16 protein-coding genes are annotated in these 23,173 nt (G+C 47.9%); 4 read left to right on the top strand and 12 right to left on the bottom strand.

The window, feature by feature from the left end:
* Window positions 1–63 precede the first annotated feature (63 nt).
* Entirely contained in the window at window positions 64–717 is a 654-nt protein-coding gene (locus EWA64_RS15320) for a thiopurine S-methyltransferase (protein WP_061894044.1), read from the bottom strand.
* Between the two features lie 296 nt (window positions 718–1,013).
* Here EWA64_RS15320 and EWA64_RS15315 point away from each other — a divergent pair, with 296 nt between their 5' ends.
* Entirely contained in the window at window positions 1,014–1,790 is a 777-nt protein-coding gene (locus tag EWA64_RS15315) for a RelA/SpoT domain-containing protein (RefSeq protein WP_061894043.1), read from the top strand.
* A gap of 72 nt (window positions 1,791–1,862) precedes the next feature.
* Here the strand turns inward: EWA64_RS15315 and ihfA are convergent, their stop codons facing one another.
* The 3 genes from ihfA to EWA64_RS15300 all read right to left on the bottom strand — a co-directional run bounded on the left by ihfA (window position 1,863) and on the right by EWA64_RS15300 (window position 3,941).
* Complete coding sequence (gene ihfA / locus EWA64_RS15310) at window positions 1,863–2,153, bottom strand: integration host factor subunit alpha (protein ID WP_039444059.1); 291 nt, start codon at window positions 2,151–2,153, stop codon at window positions 1,863–1,865.
* Window positions 2,154–2,566: 413 nt separating this feature from the next.
* Window positions 2,567–3,208: an isochorismatase family protein gene (locus tag EWA64_RS15305; protein WP_061894042.1), complete on the bottom strand. Its 642-nt coding sequence runs from the start codon at window positions 3,206–3,208 to the stop codon at window positions 2,567–2,569.
* A gap of 19 nt (window positions 3,209–3,227) precedes the next feature.
* Window positions 3,228–3,941, bottom strand: a complete 714-nt coding sequence (locus EWA64_RS15300; protein ID WP_061894041.1) for an NUDIX hydrolase — start codon at window positions 3,939–3,941, stop codon at window positions 3,228–3,230.
* 284 nt (window positions 3,942–4,225) lie between these two features.
* Between EWA64_RS15300 and pncB the strand changes: the two genes are divergently transcribed.
* Window positions 4,226–5,539, top strand: a complete 1,314-nt coding sequence (gene pncB, locus EWA64_RS15295; protein WP_061894040.1) for a nicotinate phosphoribosyltransferase — start codon at window positions 4,226–4,228, stop codon at window positions 5,537–5,539.
* Window positions 5,540–5,576: 37 nt separating this feature from the next.
* Here the strand turns inward: pncB and EWA64_RS15290 are convergent, their stop codons facing one another.
* The 8 genes from EWA64_RS15290 to EWA64_RS15255 form a co-directional block, all read right to left on the bottom strand.
* Window positions 5,577–7,094: an EAL domain-containing protein gene (locus tag EWA64_RS15290; RefSeq protein WP_061894039.1), complete on the bottom strand. Its 1,518-nt coding sequence runs from the start codon at window positions 7,092–7,094 to the stop codon at window positions 5,577–5,579.
* A gap of 257 nt (window positions 7,095–7,351) precedes the next feature.
* Window positions 7,352–9,739 carry a phenylalanine--tRNA ligase subunit beta gene (gene pheT / locus EWA64_RS15285; protein WP_061894038.1) on the bottom strand — a complete coding sequence of 796 codons (2,388 nt, stop codon included), beginning with the start codon at window positions 9,737–9,739 and terminating at the stop codon, window positions 7,352–7,354.
* 18 nt (window positions 9,740–9,757) lie between these two features.
* On the bottom strand, window positions 9,758–10,741 hold the full coding sequence (pheS, locus tag EWA64_RS15280) for a phenylalanine--tRNA ligase subunit alpha (protein WP_061894037.1): 984 nt from the start codon (window positions 10,739–10,741) through the stop codon (window positions 9,758–9,760).
* A gap of 210 nt (window positions 10,742–10,951) precedes the next feature.
* Complete coding sequence (locus EWA64_RS15275; protein ID WP_061894036.1) at window positions 10,952–12,118, bottom strand: GGDEF domain-containing protein; 1,167 nt, start codon at window positions 12,116–12,118, stop codon at window positions 10,952–10,954.
* A 211-nt stretch (window positions 12,119–12,329) separates the two neighbouring features.
* On the bottom strand, window positions 12,330–13,514 hold the full coding sequence (locus tag EWA64_RS15270) for a hypothetical protein (RefSeq protein ID WP_061894035.1): 1,185 nt from the start codon (window positions 13,512–13,514) through the stop codon (window positions 12,330–12,332).
* Window positions 13,515–13,526: 12 nt separating this feature from the next.
* Window positions 13,527–14,261 carry an outer membrane lipoprotein-sorting protein gene (locus EWA64_RS15265; RefSeq protein WP_425315133.1) on the bottom strand — a complete coding sequence of 245 codons (735 nt, stop codon included), beginning with the start codon at window positions 14,259–14,261 and terminating at the stop codon, window positions 13,527–13,529.
* Between the two features lie 64 nt (window positions 14,262–14,325).
* Window positions 14,326–16,695 (bottom strand): efflux RND transporter permease subunit, encoded by a 2,370-nt coding sequence (locus EWA64_RS15260; protein WP_061894033.1) that lies wholly within the window; start codon window positions 16,693–16,695, stop codon window positions 14,326–14,328.
* A 186-nt stretch (window positions 16,696–16,881) separates the two neighbouring features.
* Window positions 16,882–17,670, bottom strand: coding sequence for a TetR/AcrR family transcriptional regulator (locus EWA64_RS15255; protein ID WP_061894032.1), 789 nt, complete (start codon window positions 17,668–17,670; stop codon window positions 16,882–16,884).
* A 583-nt stretch (window positions 17,671–18,253) separates the two neighbouring features.
* Here EWA64_RS15255 and EWA64_RS15250 point away from each other — a divergent pair.
* Together EWA64_RS15250 and EWA64_RS15245 are read left to right on the top strand one after the other, a co-directional pair.
* On the top strand, window positions 18,254–19,084 hold the full coding sequence (locus EWA64_RS15250) for a hypothetical protein (protein WP_061894031.1): 831 nt from the start codon (window positions 18,254–18,256) through the stop codon (window positions 19,082–19,084).
* 13 nt (window positions 19,085–19,097) lie between these two features.
* Window positions 19,098–22,991 (top strand): zinc-dependent metalloprotease, encoded by a 3,894-nt coding sequence (locus tag EWA64_RS15245; protein WP_244881435.1) that lies wholly within the window; start codon window positions 19,098–19,100, stop codon window positions 22,989–22,991.
* Window positions 22,992–23,173: the final 182 nt, after the last annotated feature.

Below are 23,173 nucleotides of genomic sequence, written 5' to 3'. Positions count from 1 at the left end.
CGATACCATTTGCACGAATGAAAAGGGTTGGCATTTCGCCAACCCTTTTTGCTTTCGACTCAATTAGGCAGTAGCTTCAATCAAGTAAACATGCTCAGCAAAACGGCTTAACCCTTTTTGCGCAATTTTCGGATGACGTTCATCGGCAATGTCGTCAAACAGATGTGTCACCTTCATACCCGCGAAAAGACGCTCTACTTCGCTTTGTGCAACGCTAAAAGGCGGTCCTGACATCTCTTCTTGCGGATAATCCAAGGTGATCAACAAAATCCGCCCACCCGGGTTTAATAGCGAACGCACTCGCTGCACGTATTCAAGCCGCATCTCTTGGGGCAGCGCAATCAGGGCTGCGCGATCGTAGACGATATCGGCTTTGGAAAGCGGCGCCGTGAAGAAATCACCAGCATAAATGGCGAGTTCATCAAACTGATACAGCTCATGCTGGCCTGACAGTGTGGTCACCGTCGGGGTGTAAAAGTGCTCTGCAAAAAACGCCCGAACGGCAATGTGGCTGAGCTCCGCGCCTTCGACTTGGTCATGTTTTGTCGCCAGCCAAGCTAAATCTTCCGATTTACCACACAGTGGAACAAGTACCTGATCACTGCGCTTAGGCTTTGTTTCCTGCCAAAAACGCACCAGCAACGGATTAACGTCTTCTAGGTGGAAACCGATATGATTAGCGGCCCATTTGCCGTGCCAAAACTCTGGATCTCTCATATTATCTTTCTTTTAAAGTGACTTTCGCCCTAGCCTAACCAAAAAGAAGCGCTGAAAACAGAAAAATGTTAGGCCATTCACCTTGTGTTAATCGAACAACGTTAAATTGGCTACTGAACAGAAACGACGACATCGAGGTCAGTAACCATAACAACGTGATTTGCAACACAGTTACACAAGGTATTGACTCTTAGGTCTTGTTTTTCGTCATCACACCCCAATTAATTAGATAGCTTGATTTGTGTTTTAGCCTTTAGTTACACCGTTTACTAGGACAAACAAGTTAAGGAGAGTGAATGAGCTTGCTTCTTCGTACTACCGCATTGATGCTTTTATTACTGAGCCGTGCCCCCGCATTTGCGGCTATTCCCAATGCTCCATCAAATCAAGAAGAGCCGCGTGCCAACAGCCAAGGTCAAGTCTCTTCTAAACTTTTCCGTCACAGCCTGAGTGGTTTATACGGTATTCAATCAACTCACACCCAACCGACTCAACCCTATAGCGACTTCGATATTCTTTATAGTAAAGCGCACCAAGCCCAGCTTGAGTTGGAAACCATTGTCAAAAGTACAGCCCTGCTGACCGATACTCACCCCTACTTCGCCGGAGTAAAATCGGCGCAACGTGCTAAAGAGAAAATTGCGTTAGAGTTGAACGGAGATGCAAGTCGAATCACAGACTTGGCTCGCGCAACAATTGTAGCCAATGACGTAGCTAGCTTAGTGAGTGTTTACGAGGTGTTATCACGAGAAACTCGCGTTGTGAAAGTGAAAAACCGCTTCAAGACGCCAGCCGAGTCAGGCTACCGTGATTTGAACCTGTTGGTGCGTTTGCCAAAAACCAACCTAGTGGCCGAAGTGCAACTGCACTTAAAAGCGATTGCGGATGTGAAAAGTGGCCCAGAGCACGATCTGTATGAGCAGATCCAAACCATAGAGCGCCAAGCTTCGGCAGCTCAGCGCGACTTAAATGAAATGGAGCTGGCCGCAATCAAACAACTGAGAAACCAATCGAAAGACCTTTACCAACAGGCTTGGCAACCTTATTTGACGACACATCTAGAAGCGGCGTAAAACACTGGGTGAAATGGCCAACTTAAATAGACAAAGACCACACATTGCGTGGTCTTTGTATTTGAAAATCGATTAAGGCTTTATATTCTCAACTCTGGCTTTCAATTTTTGCCCTGGACGGAATGTAACAACACGTCTGGCTGTGATTGGAATGTCTTCGCCTGTTTTCGGGTTGCGGCCAGGTCTTTCATTCTTATCACGTAAGTCAAAATTACCAAAACCTGATAGTTTCACCTGCTCGCCGTTTTCTAGTGCTTTACGAATCTCTTCAAAAAACACCTCAACCGTTTCCTTGGCGTCCCGTTTACTGAATCCAAGTTTCTCAAACAGGTTCTCTGCCAAATCGGCTTTTGTGAGCGCCATAAAAACTTTCCTCAAAGCTATGTTAAACCTTGCTACACCGTAGGTAGCGCCAAACCAATTTGCCCTACCAATCAACAACATATCGGGCTTACATCGGAAAGTGTATGCCAAGCTTCTGATTTACGCCAACTTTTTATTTGATCTAAATCTCGCCGTGCTACGAAAAATCCCACAGTTTTAGGTTGGTTTTTGAAGGATTACAACAAAAAAACTAATAAAGCATTCACTCATAAAGATGTTTTCACCAATAAAGTAGAACTTATCAGCAAATAAATCTATTTGATATTTTCGATATCAATGGATTGTTTTTTGTTCACCAAGGAAAAACTTCTTACTTAATCAGTAGCTTGTGTTAGCAACCTAATGCACATCATCACCCCACCTCCCAGTGATTTATGTCAAAATCACTGGCTTCAGAGCAGTTCAATTTGCTCTGCATCTTGAACACAAGTCACACCCAAAGCACACAACTGTTCAATCACCGAGGGGGCCGATTCAGCAAAGACAGCTTTAGTGGCGGCTAAGTTCAACACAACGCGAAAGCCCGCTGCAATCAATTGTTCAATCGATTTTTTTACACAAAAGTCGAGCGCTAAACCACCAACGATCACCGTATCAATTTGATTGGCGCGCAAAAACTCAATACCACCCGTGGATAATTTTTCGGCCTGATCGTGATAAAACGCGCCATACGGATGCGCATCTGGATCGATACCTTTGTTGATCTGGAAGTCGTATTCGCGCACCGCAGGAAGCCCCGGAAGCAGCTCGACACCCGGCGTGCCAACCACACAATGCGGGTTCCATTTGATGTCCACTTCCGGCAAGCCCACTGGCTCAAGCATGTTGGCGGGCGTTTTTGCTTCCCACGCTGCGCCCGGAGGGTGCATATCACGCGAAACGAGCTTCAGTTTCGCTTTTTGATGGTTGCGTGTCAGCTCATCAACAATCTCTAGCGCCCCAGCGACGGGCAACTCCGACGGACATAACTCGCTAAACCCCTTTTGCGGGTCCACATCTAATGCGGCTGTCGTTGCTCTGTTAATACGAATCATGGTGATTCTCCTCGTTGGTCTAACGTAGACAAGTTTGAAAATAGGTCACGTGTTTATCTGCCAAACTATAAACTTGGGCTGGTTTGCCACCTTTGCCTCTACTACTGGCGGCTATCTTATTGGCACTTTCAATGACTCCCGTATCGATAAGGCGCCGCTTAATGGTCATGCGATTGACCTCCACACCAAACTGGGCATACGCAGAAATGATGTCAGAGACGAGAAACTCTTTCTCCAAAGCAAACAGCACCACCGAAGTGTATTCAATCGCTGCTCTGAGTTTTGTCCATGCCAGCTTAATCAAATCGGCATGGTCAAAGGCCAACGCCACTTCACCGTTTAAAATCCGCTCGAGCGCAAACCAACCCAATTGTTTGTCGCACAAGCCACAATTATCTATCTGTTCGACATTAGTTTTATTGAGCAGCGCGTAATGGGCAATTGTCACACTCCACCCTTCTGGATCACGTTTTGGGTTTCCGTCCACCATCGGTTCACTAATGTAATGGGGGTAAGTGTGAATTTTCTGTCGGCAGATGCGTCTTCTCGCTGAATCAAAATCCGCATCCGCGGCCTGTCCGCTCTGCGCGCTCAAATCGTGCTCAAAAACAAACCCACCGGGAATCGACCACATACCAAATTGAGGCCGCTCAGGATTGTTGCGCTTAATCAGCAACACTTCTAAGCCATTTTCGCCCAATTTCAGACAAATCATATCAATGGTGACTATCATTCGACGTCTCTCAAAGCCTTGTTCTGCCAATACCTTACTGGTGGTGGTGTTTGAGGTCAATATGAAAGTAACGTTTTGTTATTAACTGCGAGCACACTCAATTCTCGTGTAACCAAAAAAGTGATTACGCTCACTGGTCATTATCTACTTAGCGTTACAGCAGCCTTGTCAATAAGGCAACTCCAAGTTAATAACAAAGTTTGACAAACCAAGGTGAGTTGATTAGAGTTCTGCCATACTTACAAACAAGATGTTCTTAACCTAGTTTGGGTGGAGAGAATTTCATGAGCACAGCACTTTTTCAATCGCCGATCATTCAGAGCGTTCTCGATCTCGATGTGTATAAAATCAACATGATGCAAGCGGCGTATCGCTTCTACCCAGAAACGCAGGTACGTTATGAGTTGATCGTACGCTCCGATGATGATCTCTCTGATTTGATTGAAGAAGTTCGCCAAGAAATTGAAAAGCTGGCGCTGCTCACCTTTACAGCCGAACAAATCACATACTTGAAAAACCAAGCGCCTTACTTAACAAACGAGTTTCTCCAATACCTGCGCCATTTTCGTTTTGTGCCGCAACAACAGGTTGTGCTTGAGACAGTACCCAGCCAGAGTGGTCAATCCCAACTGCGCGTTGCTATCCAAGGGATATGGCACGAAACCATCTTGTACGAAACCTTGGTGATGAGCATCATCTCTGAAGTGAGAAATCGTCGCCACTGGCAAACCATCCCCTACTCGCAGTTTGAGCAAGTGCTTACGAATAAAATCAGCCAGTTAAAGAATGAACTGCAGCAGCGACGCATCAGCAATTTCCGTTTTTCTGAAATGGGCACGCGTCGGCGTTTCAGTGCCAAGGTGCAACGGGATACGTTGGACTACTTACGCGCGCATGTTCCTGAACTACTTACCGGCACAAGCAATTACCATTTAGCCCAAGAATTTGCACTCACCCCAATTGGTACTGTGGCGCATGAGTGGTTTATGGCTCACCAAGCGCTCGTCAACGTACAGGACTCACAACGCGTGGCATTGGATAGATGGCTCGAGGCATTTTCTGGCCATTTGGGGATTGCACTTACCGACACGATTGGTATTGATGCGTTTTTGCAAGATTTCAACCCACAAAGAGCTCATGCTTATGTTGGCGTTAGGCACGACTCGGGTTGCCCATTCACTTGGGGTGATAAAATCATCAGCCACTATCAATCACTTGGTATTGACCCGTTGAGCAAAACGTTGATTTTTACTGATGGCCTGGATTTTTCCCGCGCGCTGGATATCTGCGAGTACTTTGCCGGCCGTGCGCAAATCAGCTTCGGCATTGGTACTTTCCTTGCCAATGACATGGGCGATTGGCAAAATGCGCAAGGTGAGCGCTATCAAGCGCTTTCCATGGTGGTCAAAATGGCGGAATGTAACCGCTCACCCGTTGCCAAAATCAGTGACGAACCAGAAAAGGCGATGTGTGAAGACATCTTCTTCCTGCTCAACCTCAAGCAGCGCTTTGGCCTCCCGCTTGAGATGGATGAGGTGATCGCTACCCTGACCAGTTTGCAAAAAACGCAGGGCATTGCGTTTCAGCATGTTGCGTAGTCGCTCTGAGCAATCGACCACAGCAAAGCCTACATGGCTAAAGCTGTTGTAAGAACTCAGACAAAGGCACTGGCTTAGCGAATAGAAATCCTTGCAGATAGTTCACATCGTGATTTCGCAGATATTCAACTTGCTCCTCGCACTCAACGCCTTCGGCAATAAGATTGAGAGACAAACGTTTGGCAAGTTCAATCGTGCTTTCAACTAAGTGTTCAGCGACCGGATCTGCACCGATATTTTTGATAAAAATCTGATCAATTTTTAAATAATCCAAGTCGATTTTTTGCAAGTTGATCAAACTCGAGTGCCCCGTGCCAAAATCGTCGATGGCAATTTTGCAACCCAGTTGCTTAATATTGCGGAACAAAACATCGGTAGCATCAGAAAACTCAAGTACCTCTCGCTCGGTTAACTCAAGTACCAGTATGGTTTTATCGCAATCAACGAGGTCATAAAATTTCTGACATTCAGTAAAAAGATCGTCATTCTTACAATGCTGCGGAGAAATATTGATCCCAACATGAAATTCGTTCGGCAACACATCTCTATATGCTCGTAACTGTCGCGCCGTTTCTTTAAATAATAACTGCGTCATCGGAATGATGAGTCCAGATTCCTCCGCTTGAGGAATAAACAGATCTGGCCTAACGATCCCCTGGATCGGGTGTTGCCAGCGCATCAAGATCTCAATCCCGGTTACTTGTTTAGTTTCTGCGTGGACGATAGGCTGAGCATAGGGAATAAATTCATGCTGCAGAATGGCTCGTTGTAACTCTGCGTCTAATGTTTTAGGACGGTTTGCAAGCCACCAATAACAGAGAGAAAATGATCCCTGCATAAACAGAATCAAGAGGATATAAAATTTTCGCTCGTGCCAAAAGGCATTCCAAGTGGATGGATAAGAGAAACCGGATTGAATGGCAAATGGAAACTGACTGGATTGCGTATGCTGAAAAATAATCAGTCCTTTTGTGGGATCTTGCTGCGTCATTCGGCCTTGCTCATCCAGCCAAGCATCACCGATTTTCAGGAACACAGAGAATGCGTCGATAGAAGATTGATTTAACGCGTGACGAATATGCAGGCCATCAATACCACTTAATGACACTTTATTACCCTGGGTTGTGCGCACGACAACCAATGGATGTTGTGATTCCACTTTACTCCCTTTCATTAGTAGCAGTTCTCCAGCAACATACGCTTGCGGCGTGTCGACAAATGAGCGCTCTCCCCACAGCGATGTACAATATATTTTATTGTCATGCGCTAAATTGGTGGTCCTAACAAAAGGTACTGTGGCAACTATTTTCCGCAACTTAACAATAACGTCATCACAACTTTCCCCATTGCTAACAATAGACAATATTCTTTGATTCGCTTCTTTTCCATAGCTAAAAATGGATTCGATTTCTAACGCTATTTTCTTCGCATACTCTTGTGACTTCTCTTGGTGTAAATGAACAAAATAAAAATGCGACAGCTGTATAATAAGGAAACAAGGTACAATGGTAAGAAAGATAAACTGGATCGGCTTTACTTGGCCTTTATTAATCATTATTTTCCTCATTATTATATTAAGCATATTAAATCATTTATACCTCTAGTTTATTGCGGCTGACTCTACCGTATTTAGAATCTTGAAGTGTTAAGTATAAGTTATAATTTAAAAAAACAACGACAAATCCACTCAAAAAATGTAGACGAATTATGAGTGGCGAGCTGGATTGAGAAGGTGTTCGAGAATAAAAAACGGCCCATTTGGGCCGTTTGTCAAAGCTAAGTTCTGCTTGCGAGCAACTTATTGGTTTGTGCTTAATCGCGTAGTGACGCGCCAAATTTCTCAGCAACGTGCGCGACGATTGCATCAACCGCGCCTGCGATATCGGCATCTTCCAACGTGCGTTCATTTGACTGCAGTGTCAGGGCAATAGCGAGGCTCTTCTTGCCTTCTTCCACGCCTTTACCGACATAAACGTCAAACAGTTTTGCCGCTTTCAGGAACTCACCGCCCGCTTCCAAACACGCATTGACGATGTCGCCAGAAGCAACCGTTTGATCAACCACTACTGCGATATCACGACGGTTAGCAGGGAACTTAGACAGCGCCACCGCTTCTGGGATCACTTTGCGATTGATCGCAGACCATTCGATTTCAAACACGATAGTGCGGCCGTTTAGACCAAACTTGCGCTCAAGTTCTGGGTGAACCGTACCAATCACACCGATTTCTTTTCCATCGAGCACGATAGCCGCAGACTGACCCGGGTGAAGCGCTGGGTGCTTGGTTGCCACGAAACTGTACGCTTTGTCATTGGCAGAGAGTTCAAGAATCGCTTCCACATCGCCTTTCAGATCAAAGAAATCCACCGTATTGGTGTCGATGTTCCAATGCTCTTCGCTGCGAGTACCGGCAATCACGCCCGCCAACATCGGCTCTTGACGCATGCCATTTTCCGCTGATTCACATGGGATGAAACGTAGGCCGTATTCGAACAGACGAACGCGTGGCTGTTGGCGTTTTTGGTTGTGAACCACAGTGTTTAGCAAGCCTTGAATCAGGCCAAGGCGCATCGCTGACATTTCTGCAGAAATTGGGTTTGGCAGAATGAGTGCATCGACACTTGGAACAACCAGTTTTTGTTGCTCTGGTTCAACAAAGCTGTAAGTGATCGCTTCGTGGTAACCACGGTCAACCAGCAAATCACGCACGCGTTTTAGTGGCAGTTTGGCTTCTTGATGATCGTGCATCTTAAGCGCGGCGGTTGGGTTTTGGTTTGGAATGTTGTCGTAACCGTAGATACGGCCCACTTCTTCCACCAAATCTTGCTCGATTGCAATATCGAAACGCCATGTTGGCGCTACCGCAACCCAGCCTTCCGCTGTGGTTTCGACTGCCATACCAAGACGCTCTAAGATTTCAACCACATCACTATCGGCAATGTGATGGCCTAGGAGGTTATCCAGCTTCGTGCGGCGCAGTGCCACTTTGTTTGGCTTAGGCAAATCAACTTGTGATTCTACCGCCACAACAGGCGCAACTTCACCACCACAGATTTCCACTAGCAGCGCGGTCGCACGCTCCATTGCGCTCACTTGCAGTGCGTAATCGACACCGCGTTCAAAGCGCATTGAAGAATCGGTGTGTAGGCCATAGCTACGCGCGCGGCCACGAATGTGGTCTGGTGCAAAGAAGGCACACTCAAGCAATACATCTTTGGTTTCTGCGTTCACGCCTGAGTGCTCGCCACCAAAGATCCCGGCAATTGCCAGCGCTTTGTTGTGGTCTGCCACAACAAGAGTATCTGCGTTGAGTTCTGCTTCGCTGCCGTCAAGCAAAGTCAGCTTCTCGCCCTGCTCTGCCATGCGCACCACGATGCCGCCTTCGATCTTCGCCAGATCAAACGCATGCATCGGTTGGCCTTGCTCAAGCAAGATGTAGTTAGTGATGTCCACTACAGGATCGATAGAGCGGATGCCGCAACGACGCAGCTTTTCTTGCATCCACAGTGGCGTTTGCGCTTGAACGTTTACGTTCTTCACCACACGACCAAGGTAACGTGGACACGCCGCCGGTGCTTTTACATCGATAGACACTTTGTCTTCAATCGAAACCGCCACCGCTTCTACCGAAGGTTCAGTGACGTCAGCGCGGTTAAGTACGCCCACTTCGCGCGCCATACCACGGATGCTGAAACAGTCGGCACGGTTAGACGTTAGATCCACGTCCACCGTCACGTCGTTCAGGGCGAGGAAATCACGGAAGTCCATACCGATTGGTGCGTCTTCAGCCAGTTCCATGATGCCGTTTGATTCCACATCGATACCTAGCTCGGTAAACGAGCAAAGCATGCCGTGTGAAGGCTGGCCACGCAGTTTGGCTTTTTTGATTTTGAAATCACCAGGCAAAGTGGCACCGACGGTTGCCACGGCCACTTTCAGCCCTTGGCGACAGTTGGCCGCGCCACAGACGATATCAAGCAGCTCTGCTTCACCTACGTCTACTTTCGTTACACGTAGTTTGTCGGCATCTGGATGCTGACCACATTCAACAACGTGACCCACTTTAACGCCATTGAACGTGCCTGCTACAGGAAGAACATCGTCAACCTCTAGACCAGCCATAGTGATTTGGTGTGTTAGTTCGTCAGTGGTAATCGCAGGATTTACCCACTCACGAAGCCATGATTCGCTGAATTTCATTGTGCTTAAACCTCTGGATTACTTGAACTGTTTCAGAAAACGAAGATCGTTTTCGAAGAAGGCGCGCAGATCGTTCACGCCGTAGCGCAACATGGTCAGGCGCTCAACACCCATGCCGAATGCGAAACCAGAGTATTTTTCAGGATCGATGCCTACGCTGCGAAGTACGTTCGGATGAACCATGCCGCAACCCAGTACTTCTAGCCACTTACCGTTTTTGCCCATTACGTCAACTTCTGCTGATGGCTCAGTGAATGGGAAGTAAGATGGACGGAAACGCACTTCCACTTCTTCTTCAAAGAAGTTACATAGGAAATCGTGCAAAATGCCTTTCAACTGCGCGAAGTTGACGTTTTCGTCAACCAGCATGCCCTCCACTTGGTGGAACATTGGCGTGTGTGTTTGGTCGTAGTCGTTACGATAAACACGGCCCGGCGCAATGAAACGGAACGGCGGTTTGCCATTTTCCATGGTACGGATCTGCACACCAGAGGTGTGGGTACGCAACATCAGATCAGGGTTAAAGAAGAAGGTATCATGATCAGTACGCGCTGGGTGGTCTGCGGCAATGTTCAGTGCATCAAAGTTGTGGAATGCATCTTCAATTTCAGGACCAGACTCAACGTTAAAGCCAAGCTCACCAAAAAACTGTTCAATACGCTCAACGGTACGCGTCACTGGGTGCAAACCGCCGTTTTCGATACGACGACCCGGTAGCGTCACGTCGATCGTTTCCGATGCCAGTTTCGCCTCAAGCTCTGCTCGTTGAAGTGCCTCTTTACGCACCGCTAAAGCGTGTTGAACAGCCTCTTTCGCTTTGTTGATCTCTTGACCAGCTTCACGACGTTCTTCCGGTGGCAATTTACCTAGGCTTTGAAGTTGAGCGGTTAGCTCGCCTTTTTTGCCCAGATACTGAACTCGCACTTCATCAAGTGCGACAAGCGACTGCGCGGCATCGATCGCAGCATTCGCGTTAGCAATGATCTCTTCTAGATGTTGCATCGTTTCCTCATCTACCTTTTGGTAGTGTCCATAAGGGAGTAATTGGTACTTTTTTGATAGTCGTACATAGTAGCTAAAGCCGCCACTAATGCCAAATTGAATTATTAAAAGAAGAGGTTATTGAATAAAAAGGCGTCAAAGCAGCACAATTCAGGCTTTATCAAACAAATTTAACGCCTGAATTGCGACAAGAAGACGAAACAGATACGGTTATTGAACTTGATATTGGCAAGGAGTCATCCCCATCGCGTTTTTCTCGGAAAAATGCTCGCCCTGAGTGGTCATGACTCGGTTTTTGCCTTGGGATTTAGCGAGGTACACCGCGTCATCGGCCGCTTTGATCAGATCGGTGTAGGTTTGCATCTCTTTAGTACGCTGCGCCACGCCAACACTGATACTGCCGCGCCATGGTTCCATACCCGTTGGGATCAGTAGATTGTTCACCTGCTTGCGTACAAGCTCAGCAATGTACAGGCCACCTTGCAATTCGGTGTTAGGGCAGATAACCAGAAACTCATCGCCCCCCAAACGGCACACAATATCGTCGCTGCGGAAGCTGTGTTTTAAGCTGTGCGCCAGCTCTTTTAACACCGCATCGCCCGCGTCATGGCCGCAACTGTCATTGACCTGTTTAAAGTAATCGGCATCCACCATGATGCACACCATCATGTCGCTTTCGGCGTGATTCTCTTCCCACAGCTCTTTTAAGGTACGAATGGCGAAACGCCGATTCGGTAGTTTGGTCAGTGAATCGGTAAACGAAAGCACTTCCAGTTGCTTGTTGGCTTCCACCAACTGACGGGTACGCTCTTCGACTTTTTGTTCAAGCGATTGATTGAGCATCAGCAGCTCACGGTTGCGCTCAGACACTTGCATAAAGAGCGCGCTAAGTGCATCTATCAGCGGTTTGGTTGACGCATCGGCTTTACGCTCTTCCTGCTCAAACGCAGCTTGGGGAGAAAGACCCGATTCGATGGCGCGCACTTGCCTTGCCATATTTTGATCGATGCCAAGAATATGGTACGCCAGCCAGTGGATGAGGAAATTGAGGAGTTGTTCGGCCGATTCACGATTTTGCTCGCTAATGAAGCTTTGCATCGTCATAACATCGCTCATAAAAGCGCGATGGATCTGAATGTGGTGTTCTAGATGCTGATGGTAAATGCCCGCCTGACGCATCAAGTTTTCTTCTTCTTTGAAGTGAAACTCCGCATAACGCGACAGCTCAAACAGCGCCATCTGGATTCCTTGCAGCGAGATGTTGTTTTCCGACAGAAGTTCACCATATTTATTGATAAATCCCACCAGAAATTGATGCTGCTCATCGACATCATCAAGGCCCGTCTCGAAGTTTTTATCCCACTTGAATGAATTCAACCTGCCATCCTTACTGCAGCTCCGCGATTACAGAACGTCGCCCATCGTTGCTCAGACTATAAGAGAATTTTATCCTCTTTATCCAATAAGGGCTTTAGGCAAATGTTGAAAAAATGAGGTAGATCGAGTTTGAGCGGCTATCTGTGCTCAGTTACTTATAATCCACCTCAATTATTCAGCATAAAACTTGCGCCACTAGCGAAAACAGACCCTAAAAGTAATAGTCGACCGCCAGTTCAACAAAATCATCCCGACGCGCGAAGTAGAGCTGATCGCTTGGCGTATCGTTGGCAAACAGCCAAGCATCCAAGCGCCATTTCCATTGATTGTTGATGCGTCGACTCGCTTCCAGTTTGGCGTTGTACACATCGTGGTTGTCGAGATCTTGCGTGACGCCCGCGAGCACTTCCGTTCCCTGCTCGTCGTTAAACGCTAGGCGCATGCCAGCAAACAGATCGTTTTGACCAATACTCTGCGCCTTGCTACCTCGGCTGTCGTAAAGATACTCGGCGATCCACCCGACATCCATCTGGCTGTCAAACGCGCCAACCCAGGTGTATTCAAAACCCGTCACTACGGCGGTATGGTTGTCTAGGCTGTCGCGATAAATGCTTTCTAGCTTCCACAGCCAATCTCCGACAATGCCTTGGACATCCAGCCCAACTTGGCTCATCTGCGCGTAATAAGGATGAAGTTTCCCTTGCTGAAACTGGAAATAGGGGTCGCGATTGGTGCCGTGAAAATAACTTAGCCCAAGATCCCAATCGCCAAGCATGCGAGTGTAGCGCAGCGCATAGTCAAGATGGTGCTCTTTTCGGGACGATTCATAGCGAGCCTCTCCATCGACGACTGGGTCGCTTCTCAGCCTCCCATCTTCACCTGAAAAGGTGCGCTCGCGAAAATAGGGCAGCAGCATCGCATCCAGCGTGCCCCACTCTTTAACACTGGTGAAATGCAGCATCGGCTGACCTAGCTTGTCTTCACCATCAACCGATTCCACCGCATCGGTTTGATTGATCACATCCACCAGATGCGCCGATTCCGTCACGCCCCAAAACACTTTACCAACACCTGCTCTGAGTTCGTACTCACCCCAGTAATTCAGGTACAGCGCTTCGCGAATATCGCCGTGGCTGCGCTCTTCATCCTCGCTGTCTAAGCGGTAAAAAGGCGTGAAGGTAAAATGGCCATTCCCTTCGGCTTGTTGCCAGTAAAATTCGGGCTGCAACACCAACGAGCTCTGGCCTAAATCTTGCCCTTGCAAACCCGATTGAAAAAACTGCCGATGCTCCACGCTAACCTGTCCAGCCAACTCAACGCCAAAACAAGGCAAGGCGATCACCGTCGCAAGTCCGGAGGCCAAAATCTGGCCTCCATTGATTGTCCAACGCGTCATATCACTCCCTCTTTATTTAATCCGTTTGAGTACATTCTGCTCAAAGTCGTCCGCACTCAGGCCAGTACGAAAGGCCAAATCGGTGGTCAAGAGTTCGGTGCTTTTGCCTGTTTGATGGTTAATCATGGTCATCAGGTGCGCACGCCAGTACTGGTTGAGGTATTGCTTGTAATCATCAAAGGTGAGTGTTTTGAGCAGTGCATCTTTGCGGTCATAAAACTCCACTTTAAGCGGACGGTAGAACTGTTGATCCAGCCAAACGACCTGTTTGGTGTAACCTGAGTTTTCGTCAGTCGGAATTTGTTCCAGCACAAAACTCGGCTGGCCATTGAGCACTTCGTCTCGCAGGTAGTTAAAGCGGTACTTTTCCAGCTCAAATGAACTCAAATCTTCATAGGCAAACTCGCTGCCCATAAATGGCCCCGATTTATTACGCGATGAGATGCGCTTCACGCGTTTTAGTGCTGGCAGATAAAGCCACTGATCGTCGGCTTCGCTGGTGTGCGAATGGTTAAGAAATGCCGTGCCTTTGACATCGCGCGGCTCGTCGAAAATCGTCAGCCCTTTGTCGCCGTCGCCATCCACTTCCAAAGATTGCAAACGCATCAGTCTTGAACTGCTTTCACCTTGCGCATTTTTCAGCAACATTTCCATGGTAGCGACCGAGTCTTGCCAGCCGAGGTCGCGGTTTTTGCGCTCTGTGGCAATCTCCAATCCTTTGTTCGCCAGCGCCAATGAAGAGAACATCAGGCTGGAGGCAAGAATAAGTGCGGTGGTGATTTTAGTTGTAGGTTTCATAGCAATCTCCTTATTAGGCTTGGGTTTGTGATAATTCTGCCGTAACGCCACTTTGCTCAGGCGCCTCAAGCGGATACTCAGCTTTGTCAAACAGCATCAATAACGTTGGCAGCAGGACGAAATCGATGACTAGTGCGAGGAAAATCACCAAGGCGCTGAGCTGGCCCATATCCGCGTTTAAGCGGAAGCTGGACATCGCCAGTACCGAGAATCCAGCCACCAGCACAACGGTGGTGATCCACAGCGCGCGACCAACGGTATGGAAGGCGTAGCGCACCGCTTGCTCAGCGTTTTGGCCTTGTTTGCGCGCCCGTTGATACTTAGCTAAGAAATGGACCGCATCATCCACCACGATCCCGAGCGTCAGCGTCACGACCACCGACAAACCCAGGTTGATTTCACCAGAAAGTAGTGCCCAAAGACCAAAGCCGATAATGGCTGGCGCGATGTTGGGGACGAGGCTGATCACACCCAATTTCCATGAGCGCAGAGCAAATATCATCAAGGCGGAAATCAGCACCAGTGTGATCGGCAGCGTTGAGAGCATACTTGCCATATTGGTTTCACCAATGTGGGCAAACATCAGAGACGGGCTCGATGCAACCACTTGGTATTGCGGCGCATGTTGAGCAAACCAAGCGTAAATACGCTGCTCCAGATCAACCAGCTCGACACTACCGAGATTGGCGGTGGTCAGCACCAGCTTCAGCGAGGACTTATCCACGTTAATTTGGTTGTTGAGATCCAAACCGTATGGGAGAGACATCTCATACAGCAGCAGATATTGCGCGGCCAACTCTCTGTCTTGCGGCAAGCGATAGTAGGCATCATCGTCGTTGTGCATGTTTTTGTTGAGGCGTTTATACACGTCGGCCAACGAAGCCACATGGTCTGTTTCTGGCTGAGCTCGCAGCCACGCGGTGAAATCGCCCAGTGCAGTCAAAAATTGCGGATCGGCAATCCCTTGCGCTTGATTGGTTTTGATCGCAATGCTGATATTCGTCATGCCACTGATGCGCGCCTCCATAAAATCAGCCGCTTGGCGAAATTCACTGCTGTGGCCAAAATACTTCACCGATTCATCGTTAACTTTATTGAGAGGGATAAGCGCGCCGCCAAGGGCAATCACCGCAACCGACAGAGGTAAGAGCATGCGGCGTTTGGCGACGACAAAATCGCCCAGCTTGTCCATAAAATCAGAGCTGTCACTTTGCGCTTTTGCCGTGATGTGGATAGGCAGCAGCGTCAGCAGTGCTGGCAACAAGGTGACTGACAGCAGACAAGCCAGCATCACACCCAGTGCGGATAGATTGCCGAAATCACGCAGTACGGGAGAATCCGACATGTTCATCATCAAAAAGCCAATCGCGGTGGTGACAGAGGTAATCACAATCGGCACAAAATTGATGGCGATACTGCGCTCTACCGCTTGCGCCCGTGACATCCCAGACAGCATGGATTGGCGCATGGTCGCAATCACATGAACACAGTCGGCAACCGCTAATGTCATCACCAACGTAGGCACGTTCACCGTGGCAGTATGTAAGAACATTCCCGCCCAACCCGACAACCCCATCGTGGCGAGAATCGCCCCAATGATCACCGCAAGCGTGGCCAGAACGCTCAAAAAGGTGCGTAACATCAAGGTAAGGAACAGCAAAATCACCAACAGCATCGCCGGAACGAGCGTGGCACTGTCTTCTTGCGCTGCAACCATGAAAGCATCGTTTAAAGCAATAATACCCGCTTTGTAAAAACTGATTTGCGGATATTGCGCTTGATAGCTGGCGACCAAGTCATTGATCGCATTTATCACTTGCTGTACTTCGGCGGTTTTGTCAATTTCTGGCAACTGCACCGTGACGTTAATAACCGCCACATCACCACGCTGCGAGACCAGTGAATTCACTACCGCGGGCTCACTTAATGCGATGGCTTTTACTTTGGCAATCCGCTCAGCCGTGAATGCGTAGTCGCGATACAGCAGATCTTCCACGATGAGATCATCATCCAGCGCCTCGGTATGCTGATAGTTCGCCAGTGAATCGACGCGACTAGAAAAAGGAACTTGCCACGCCGCTTCGGTAAGCTTTTGCAGCAGGGCTAGGTTTTCAGCATCAAAAATGTTGCCGTTTTGCGGCGCAATCACCAGCGCAATGCTATCGCTCTTGGCAAAAGTGGTTTGGATTTCATCATACGCCTGCAACTGCGTATTCGAACCATCAAAGAAAATATCGTAATCGCCACGAAAGTAGAGATTACGGGCTCCGAGGGTGGCAATTACAATCAAGGCGATTGAGATCAGTAGCGTCCAAAAACTCCACTTGGTTGGGATGGATGACCAAGAAAAGGGCGCGCTGTGGGAAGAAGTTGGGTATTTCATCACACTCTCCGTTTGTGACGTTTCGTCAAATACAAGTCTTTAAAAACCAGCAAATGCTGGCGTTATTAACTTATGTGTAAGTTATTACACGGAAACTCACTCACCTCCGTGCAATCTCGTGTCATTTTTTGACGATTCGTCACTCGGCGTGATGAAAAAACCAATCCTCAGATTGGTTTTCAGCCACTAACGTCCGACAGATTCTAAGTAAGTCAACTCTTCAGCGAATAGCTCCTGCTCCACCCTTCTCCAGGTTTTACGGTAGTCCCATTCGCTGGAAAGTGGTTTCCAACCCAGCCCGTCTAGCAGCATGTTCGCATTGTGCAGTACGGTAAACGGATCTTGCAAACGATTGATACAACGGCTGTTTGATGCATTCTGCGTTAACGCATTAGAACCAAACGCAATCGACCAGTTAGCAAACACAATCGCATCCGAACCAATCGCAGGAGAGAACTTTAAATCCCCGATGGCTACCGCATGACTGACGAGCGCATCCGCGCCATCGATCATCCGCTCTTCCAACTCATTGAGTTCACTGACTCGACTTGGAGACGCTTTCTCCAGTACCCATGGCGTTTTCGCCATGATCGCGCAGGTAGATAAGATGGGCTCCAACCGTGCGTAAATGCGAAAGCCTACATGCATCGCAATCATTTTTTCCCGCGTCGACCCTTCAAAAGCGGCTGTGCGGTTAAAAAACATCGCTTCATTCTTTAAAGAATGGATGCATAAAGCCAGAACTACGTCCTCTTTACTGCAAAAATGGTTGTAGATTGTCCCTTTCGAATACGAGCTTGCCGCGGTCAACTTGTCCATCGTCAGGTTGGCAAAACCCTCCTTCTGCACAATGCCTTTCGCCAGCAGGATCAATTCAACTTCTCTATCGGCGATCGCTTGTTGCTTTTTCGTCTTGATTGACGAAAAGGCACACTCTTTGCGTTCATCGCTTTTCTTACAGCCAAAGTTAAACATCTTTCACTCACCCGTATCGATTTACTCCTGCCGCGATTGTAACATGATTCTTTACTAAAGAAATGACGCACAATGGTGACGAACCGTCATAAATGACACTTCGTCATAATAGCGCATTAATCACTCAAAGCAAGCCTTTCATCAAAGATTCATTTTCTTAGTCGATATGAGATGAGTAGAGTGTGACAAACCACCAGTTTTAGAACACAGAAATATAGAACATCATTCTGTTATACCTAAACGTTCTGATGAAAATCCATACAGATCGAACCGCTGAGTGAGACGCTTGTTTACAGCCCAAAAATCAGCGTATTTTTGTTTAAAAAGAGATTAACGCTTCATAATTGTAGATTTAAAAACGATTATATTGACTCCATAAATATAAAAGACCATTCTGTTAAATTATAAATTCCGCACAACACAATCCAATTATTGAGCAAAAAGTCATCAGACCCACCTGATTGTACCAGTCGCATTAAATACTGATACTTTACATGAATAAGTTCTCTTGTTGACTTAGTTCCTTTAGTATTCGTCAATTACAAAAAACACAACATTACTCACAAATTACAAGGAAAGTTTCGTGAAACAGTGTCACTATGCACTGTGTGCGCTCTTTGCGACTTGTTTGCCGTTAACAGCACATGCAGAAAGTCCCACCGACGAACAAGCCAGCGTGGAAAGCGACCAGCCCTGGAGTTTCTCTGCGTCGAGCTCTTACAGCCGAAACGCCTATCGTGATACCAGCTACCTTGCCTCACGTTCGATAGATGCCAGCGTAACCCTTGGCTATCGATTCGACGATAACTGGTCACTGAGTGCCGATATTGCAGGCATTCACCAATTTGATGGTGAAAAAGGCCAATACTGGCAAAACGCGTGGATCAAAGCCAAATACGCCGATCTGTACCAACCTACAGAGAATCTGAGCTTCTCCGCAGGCATGCGTGTCTTGATTCCCCTGTCCGAGACAGCGCAAAAAAGCGACCTTTCTACTGCGATCCGCGCCGATCTCAATCTCTCTTACGACATGGCTTTTTTGCTCGAAGGCCTGACTCTGACCGATTCGCTGCGTATTCGAAAGAACTTCCACCGCTACACCACCGTGGGGACAACACAACTGGAAGAGTATCGCCTCAGCAACTCTTTTGGTTTGACGTATGAATTTGGCGATTGGTGGCTTTCTACGACCATCGACAGCTCAACGTCTTGGACCTATCGCGGCAATGAATATTCTCCTGAGTTCAGTCACTCAGAAGAGCTTGGTTACAACGTAACTGAAAACATCTCACTGGCTGTTGGTTTAACCAACAGCGCACGGTATTTCGATGCCGACCGAGGACCAAACCCAATCGACACCTTATTCGACTTGGACAAGCCAACTTACTACCTATCAATCACTTATAACTACTAATCTGGTGCACAACATGTATAGAAAGTTATTACTCGCCACTATGGTGTCTGTGGCATTGTATGGCTGTGGCGCAGAGGAACGCGCATATGAATACGAACCGAGAGCAGCTGAGCAGATCAGCAAAAGCTCTTTAGACACAGAATCACTTTGGCTTTATATGCCATCAACGGGTGCTGCGCCGCGCTATGCGGCCACACAACGTGGCTTCTTCCAAGGCACGCCCAAATTGGTCACCTTACGTTTTGACCAGAAGAACGGCATCATCGCCGAAGAAGTGGATCGTGATACCCTAGTCGATGGTAAACCGAGCCGCTACGACAGCAGCATCAACCTTGCTCCGGTGTTGAAAATCCCTGGCGAATTTCAACAGTATCGCTGTGCCGAAGATCAGTTTGATGAATGCACCAACAAAGAAGAGCTCAACACCGATGCGAGCTTAAAATGGGAAGAGACCACCCATTTCACGCCAGATTACACCGGCATTAAGTCGCTGGCCGTCGATACCGTCGATGCTTGGTGGACCGCAGACAACGTCACAGAGTCGGCCGATCCGCGCTTGGTCCATTGGGAGTACGATGCCGATGCTGGCGTGATTAACGTCGAAGTCGAACGGACTTTCACCGCCGATGCCGACGATATGTACCAGTTTGGTTCTGAACTAGAAGATCTCTCCTTCAAAACGCGCTTTTTCTACTCTTTGGTCAAGCTCGACAAGTTAGCCAGCAAAGATTATGAAGTCGTGCACTACCCCGGTCGTGACTCTCAGCGCTATGGCTTCTTTAACCAAGAAAAAACGCCGCTTTCAACCAATGGTGAAGCGGACTTAGAAGGTGAAAAATACCGCCTTATCAATCGTTTTAACCCGAAAAAAGCGTCGATCGATTACTACTTAAGTGACAGCTACTTCACGCCAGAGGGACGTGAGTTCCTAGAAACCACTATTAATACTATCGATCATGTCAACGAAGTGCTTGCTGGAACGGGTGTGCCGACAATTAACATTGTCAATAAAGAGACACCAGCAGGTAAGCACCCTGGTGACTTGCGCATCAATATGTTTAACCTCATCACCGATCCGGTCGACAATGGTTTGCTCGGTTATGGCCCTTCAGCCACCAACCCGCTTACCGGTGAAATTGTTCATGCGCACGTCAATCAGTACGCTGGCGTTATCCGCGCCTCCGCTCGTGAGATGTGGCGTCGCCTAACGGTGCACTACAACCGTCAAGAGATTGCACGCCCGACTGAAAACGATCTCGATAATAACCAAACCACGACGAACGACGACAATACTGCCGCTTCTGAACCAGCGATAATGACCTTTGGCGGCGAGCGCGTTTCTAACTTGGTCATGGCGAAAAACATCACCAATATCAGAGCGTCACTTCCTATGGTCGCGGCCAGCGAACCTCGTTTCGATAATGGCGTCGTCTCTTGGCTTCGTCCAGATATGCAGCAGGAACACAGCTTTAACAAGCAGGCCCTAAGCTATGCGAAGCAGTTTCAAGCGTACGCTGAGCAGAACATGTATTCTGATCAGTTCCTTTGGGTGAGCACTCAATCGAAAGGGTTAATTAAGGGCATTGATTATATCAACGGCGGTTACTTTGATAACGCGCATTTGGATCCTTCACAGCCAGATTACGCCGACAAGGTCAATACTAAGCTCAAAGCGTGGGAAGATCTCAACGCAGATCAGCAAGCGCAAGTGACCAAACAGATTTCACAGCACATTTATACGTCGACCTTAGTCCACGAACTTGGCCACAATCTCGGTTTACGCCATAACTTCATGGGCTCAATGGACAAGAATAACTTCTACAGCGAGCAAGAAATCACCGCGCTTGGCTATGATAAGGTCCCCGCTTACAGTTCGATCATGGATTACGGCGCTTCGATTTTTGACGAACTGCCAACCTATGGTAAGTACGACATCGCTGCACTGCGTTTCGGATACAATCGCCAAGCCGAAGTGAATACCGTTGATGATCAAGGTGAACCTACTGTCGCATACGCTAGCTTAGACGCCATTGACGCTAAAGTACGTCAGAACTACCGTGGTTACCCACTCGGTACTTTGGAGGCGCTCAAAGAGCAGTTGGCAAAACAAGACGATAGTCAACCGACTCAAAGCGTTAAAAACTACTACTACTGTACTGATGAAAACACCAGCAGCACGACCACCTGTAACCGCTTTGACGAAGGGACCAATATCCTTGAGTTGACCAAGTTCCGCATTCAGCGTTACTGGGACAGTTACGACTACCTCAACAAACGCAACGGCCGTGATAGCTTTTATGAGAGTAGATTGTTCGGCTACACGGTGGCTCGCCTTAACCAGTTCAATGAGATCCGTGAAGTGGTTGAGGATCTTGGTGAAATTGACTACTACTTTGCCCAGCTAAAAGGCGAAGAAGAAGAGAGTTACGGGCAAAACGTAGCGAATTTCTACACCGACAACTGTCAAAATGCGTCAACTCGCAGTCGACTGCCGCAAGGTGCACAAATGATTTGTGACACCTTTGATGCAGCCTTATTAGCGGCAGATTTCTTTGTTGAAGTGATGGCACAGCCGGATCATGTTTGCGAAATTGAGGTCACCACTGGCAGCGGTCAGCCGTTACAGCTATTTTCCTCATTAAATGATTTGTGGGCGCAATACGGTCCAGACATGAGCTATAAAACCACGCTACCAGAATCTTGTTTCGACAAGGACTTGGTCGCTAAATTGGCAAGTGGTTCTCAACCAATCAAGGTATTATCAGAAACCCGTGATGGCCGTCCATATTCGGATATGAGAGCCAACAACCCCAACCAGATTTACTCATCGGCAATCGATTTGATGGGGATCTGGCCAGACAAATTACTGGCAGCACAGACACTGGTGCAAAGAAATGATTGGCGTAGTTCGCGTGACAAATCCAATATGGCGCTGATGGATGTTTCTGACGTTCGCAGTGGCACCAAAGGAACGCCAGTAAAAATGAAAGAGTACCTAGGCTACATAGGTTACGGCGCGACCAGCTTCCGCGGCCCGGTATTTGTTGACGAGAATGGTGAGAGTGTCCAAACCAAAACACGATATCTACCGGATTTACGTAGCTCTATTGAAGTGCTTCCGTATTACGATGTACTTAAGGGTTATTTCCAGTTGTCACCAACCACAGTGACACCATTGTTTAATGCATTGTTGACCAACTTGGTGGCGTTCGGACAGGCAGATGAGTACGGATTAGCCGACAGCGCTCAACACCTGATCGATGACATTTCAATCAGAAAACCAAGTATGTCTGTTGACCTAAATGGTGGTTATGAATTTAGCTGGAAAACACGTAACTACATGGTGACGCGTCGTAACGGTTTGGCCAAAAACATGGCACTTAAAGCGATGTTAATTGACGGACGTGATGAGCAACGTGAGCTTCTGGAGAATTCACCTTACACCGTAAAACAAAACTTGCGTTTCACTCAGTTAGGCATTCGTACGCAAAAAGACGCCACTTTGTACCTGCTGCGTGATACCGATGCAGTGAACCTCCTGAAATCAGCCGTTTATTTTGAATCGCTGTTTAGAGGTACCCCTTTCACTCCGGCTAAATTCGCCTACGACAGTAGCCAAAAATGCTACTACCCAGCGAAGAAAAGTGCCGATGAGGGCTGCCATAACAAGGATGACCTACTGCTTGCTTGGCAAAGCATCAATGAGAATAAAGATAGCGATCCGGAGTACTTGGAGGCTCTACTTAACTTCTCAGCAACTCAGGCGACGGAAATCGCAGCACAGATCGCAGACAACCCTGAGCATGCCAAGTTCTACGCCATCCCAGCAGAAAGCATCTGGCTATGGAGCACAGGCGAGTACCGTCGTTACCGCCGCGCCATTGAGCAGTTGCCTTTGATGGACTAAGTCACTGGCCGGTAAGCCCGATGCTGGCCTAATTATCCCTGCCAAAGCAAAGCGCCGTCATGTCACCATGACGGCGCTTTTTTTTGCCCAATCAATTCCCCCCTACACAGGCTCGATAAAAGAGTTCTCTGAACTGTGATTTCTACACAGGGAATCTTTAGAAAAACGCCACTGCTTTTCCT

The sequence above is a fragment of the Vibrio cidicii genome, from assembly GCF_009665415.1.
In the GTDB taxonomy this organism is placed as follows: Bacteria; Pseudomonadota; Gammaproteobacteria; order Enterobacterales; family Vibrionaceae; genus Vibrio; species Vibrio cidicii.
Note: the sequence above shows the minus strand (reverse complement) of the source record. Positions and strands in the feature narration are given on the sequence as shown.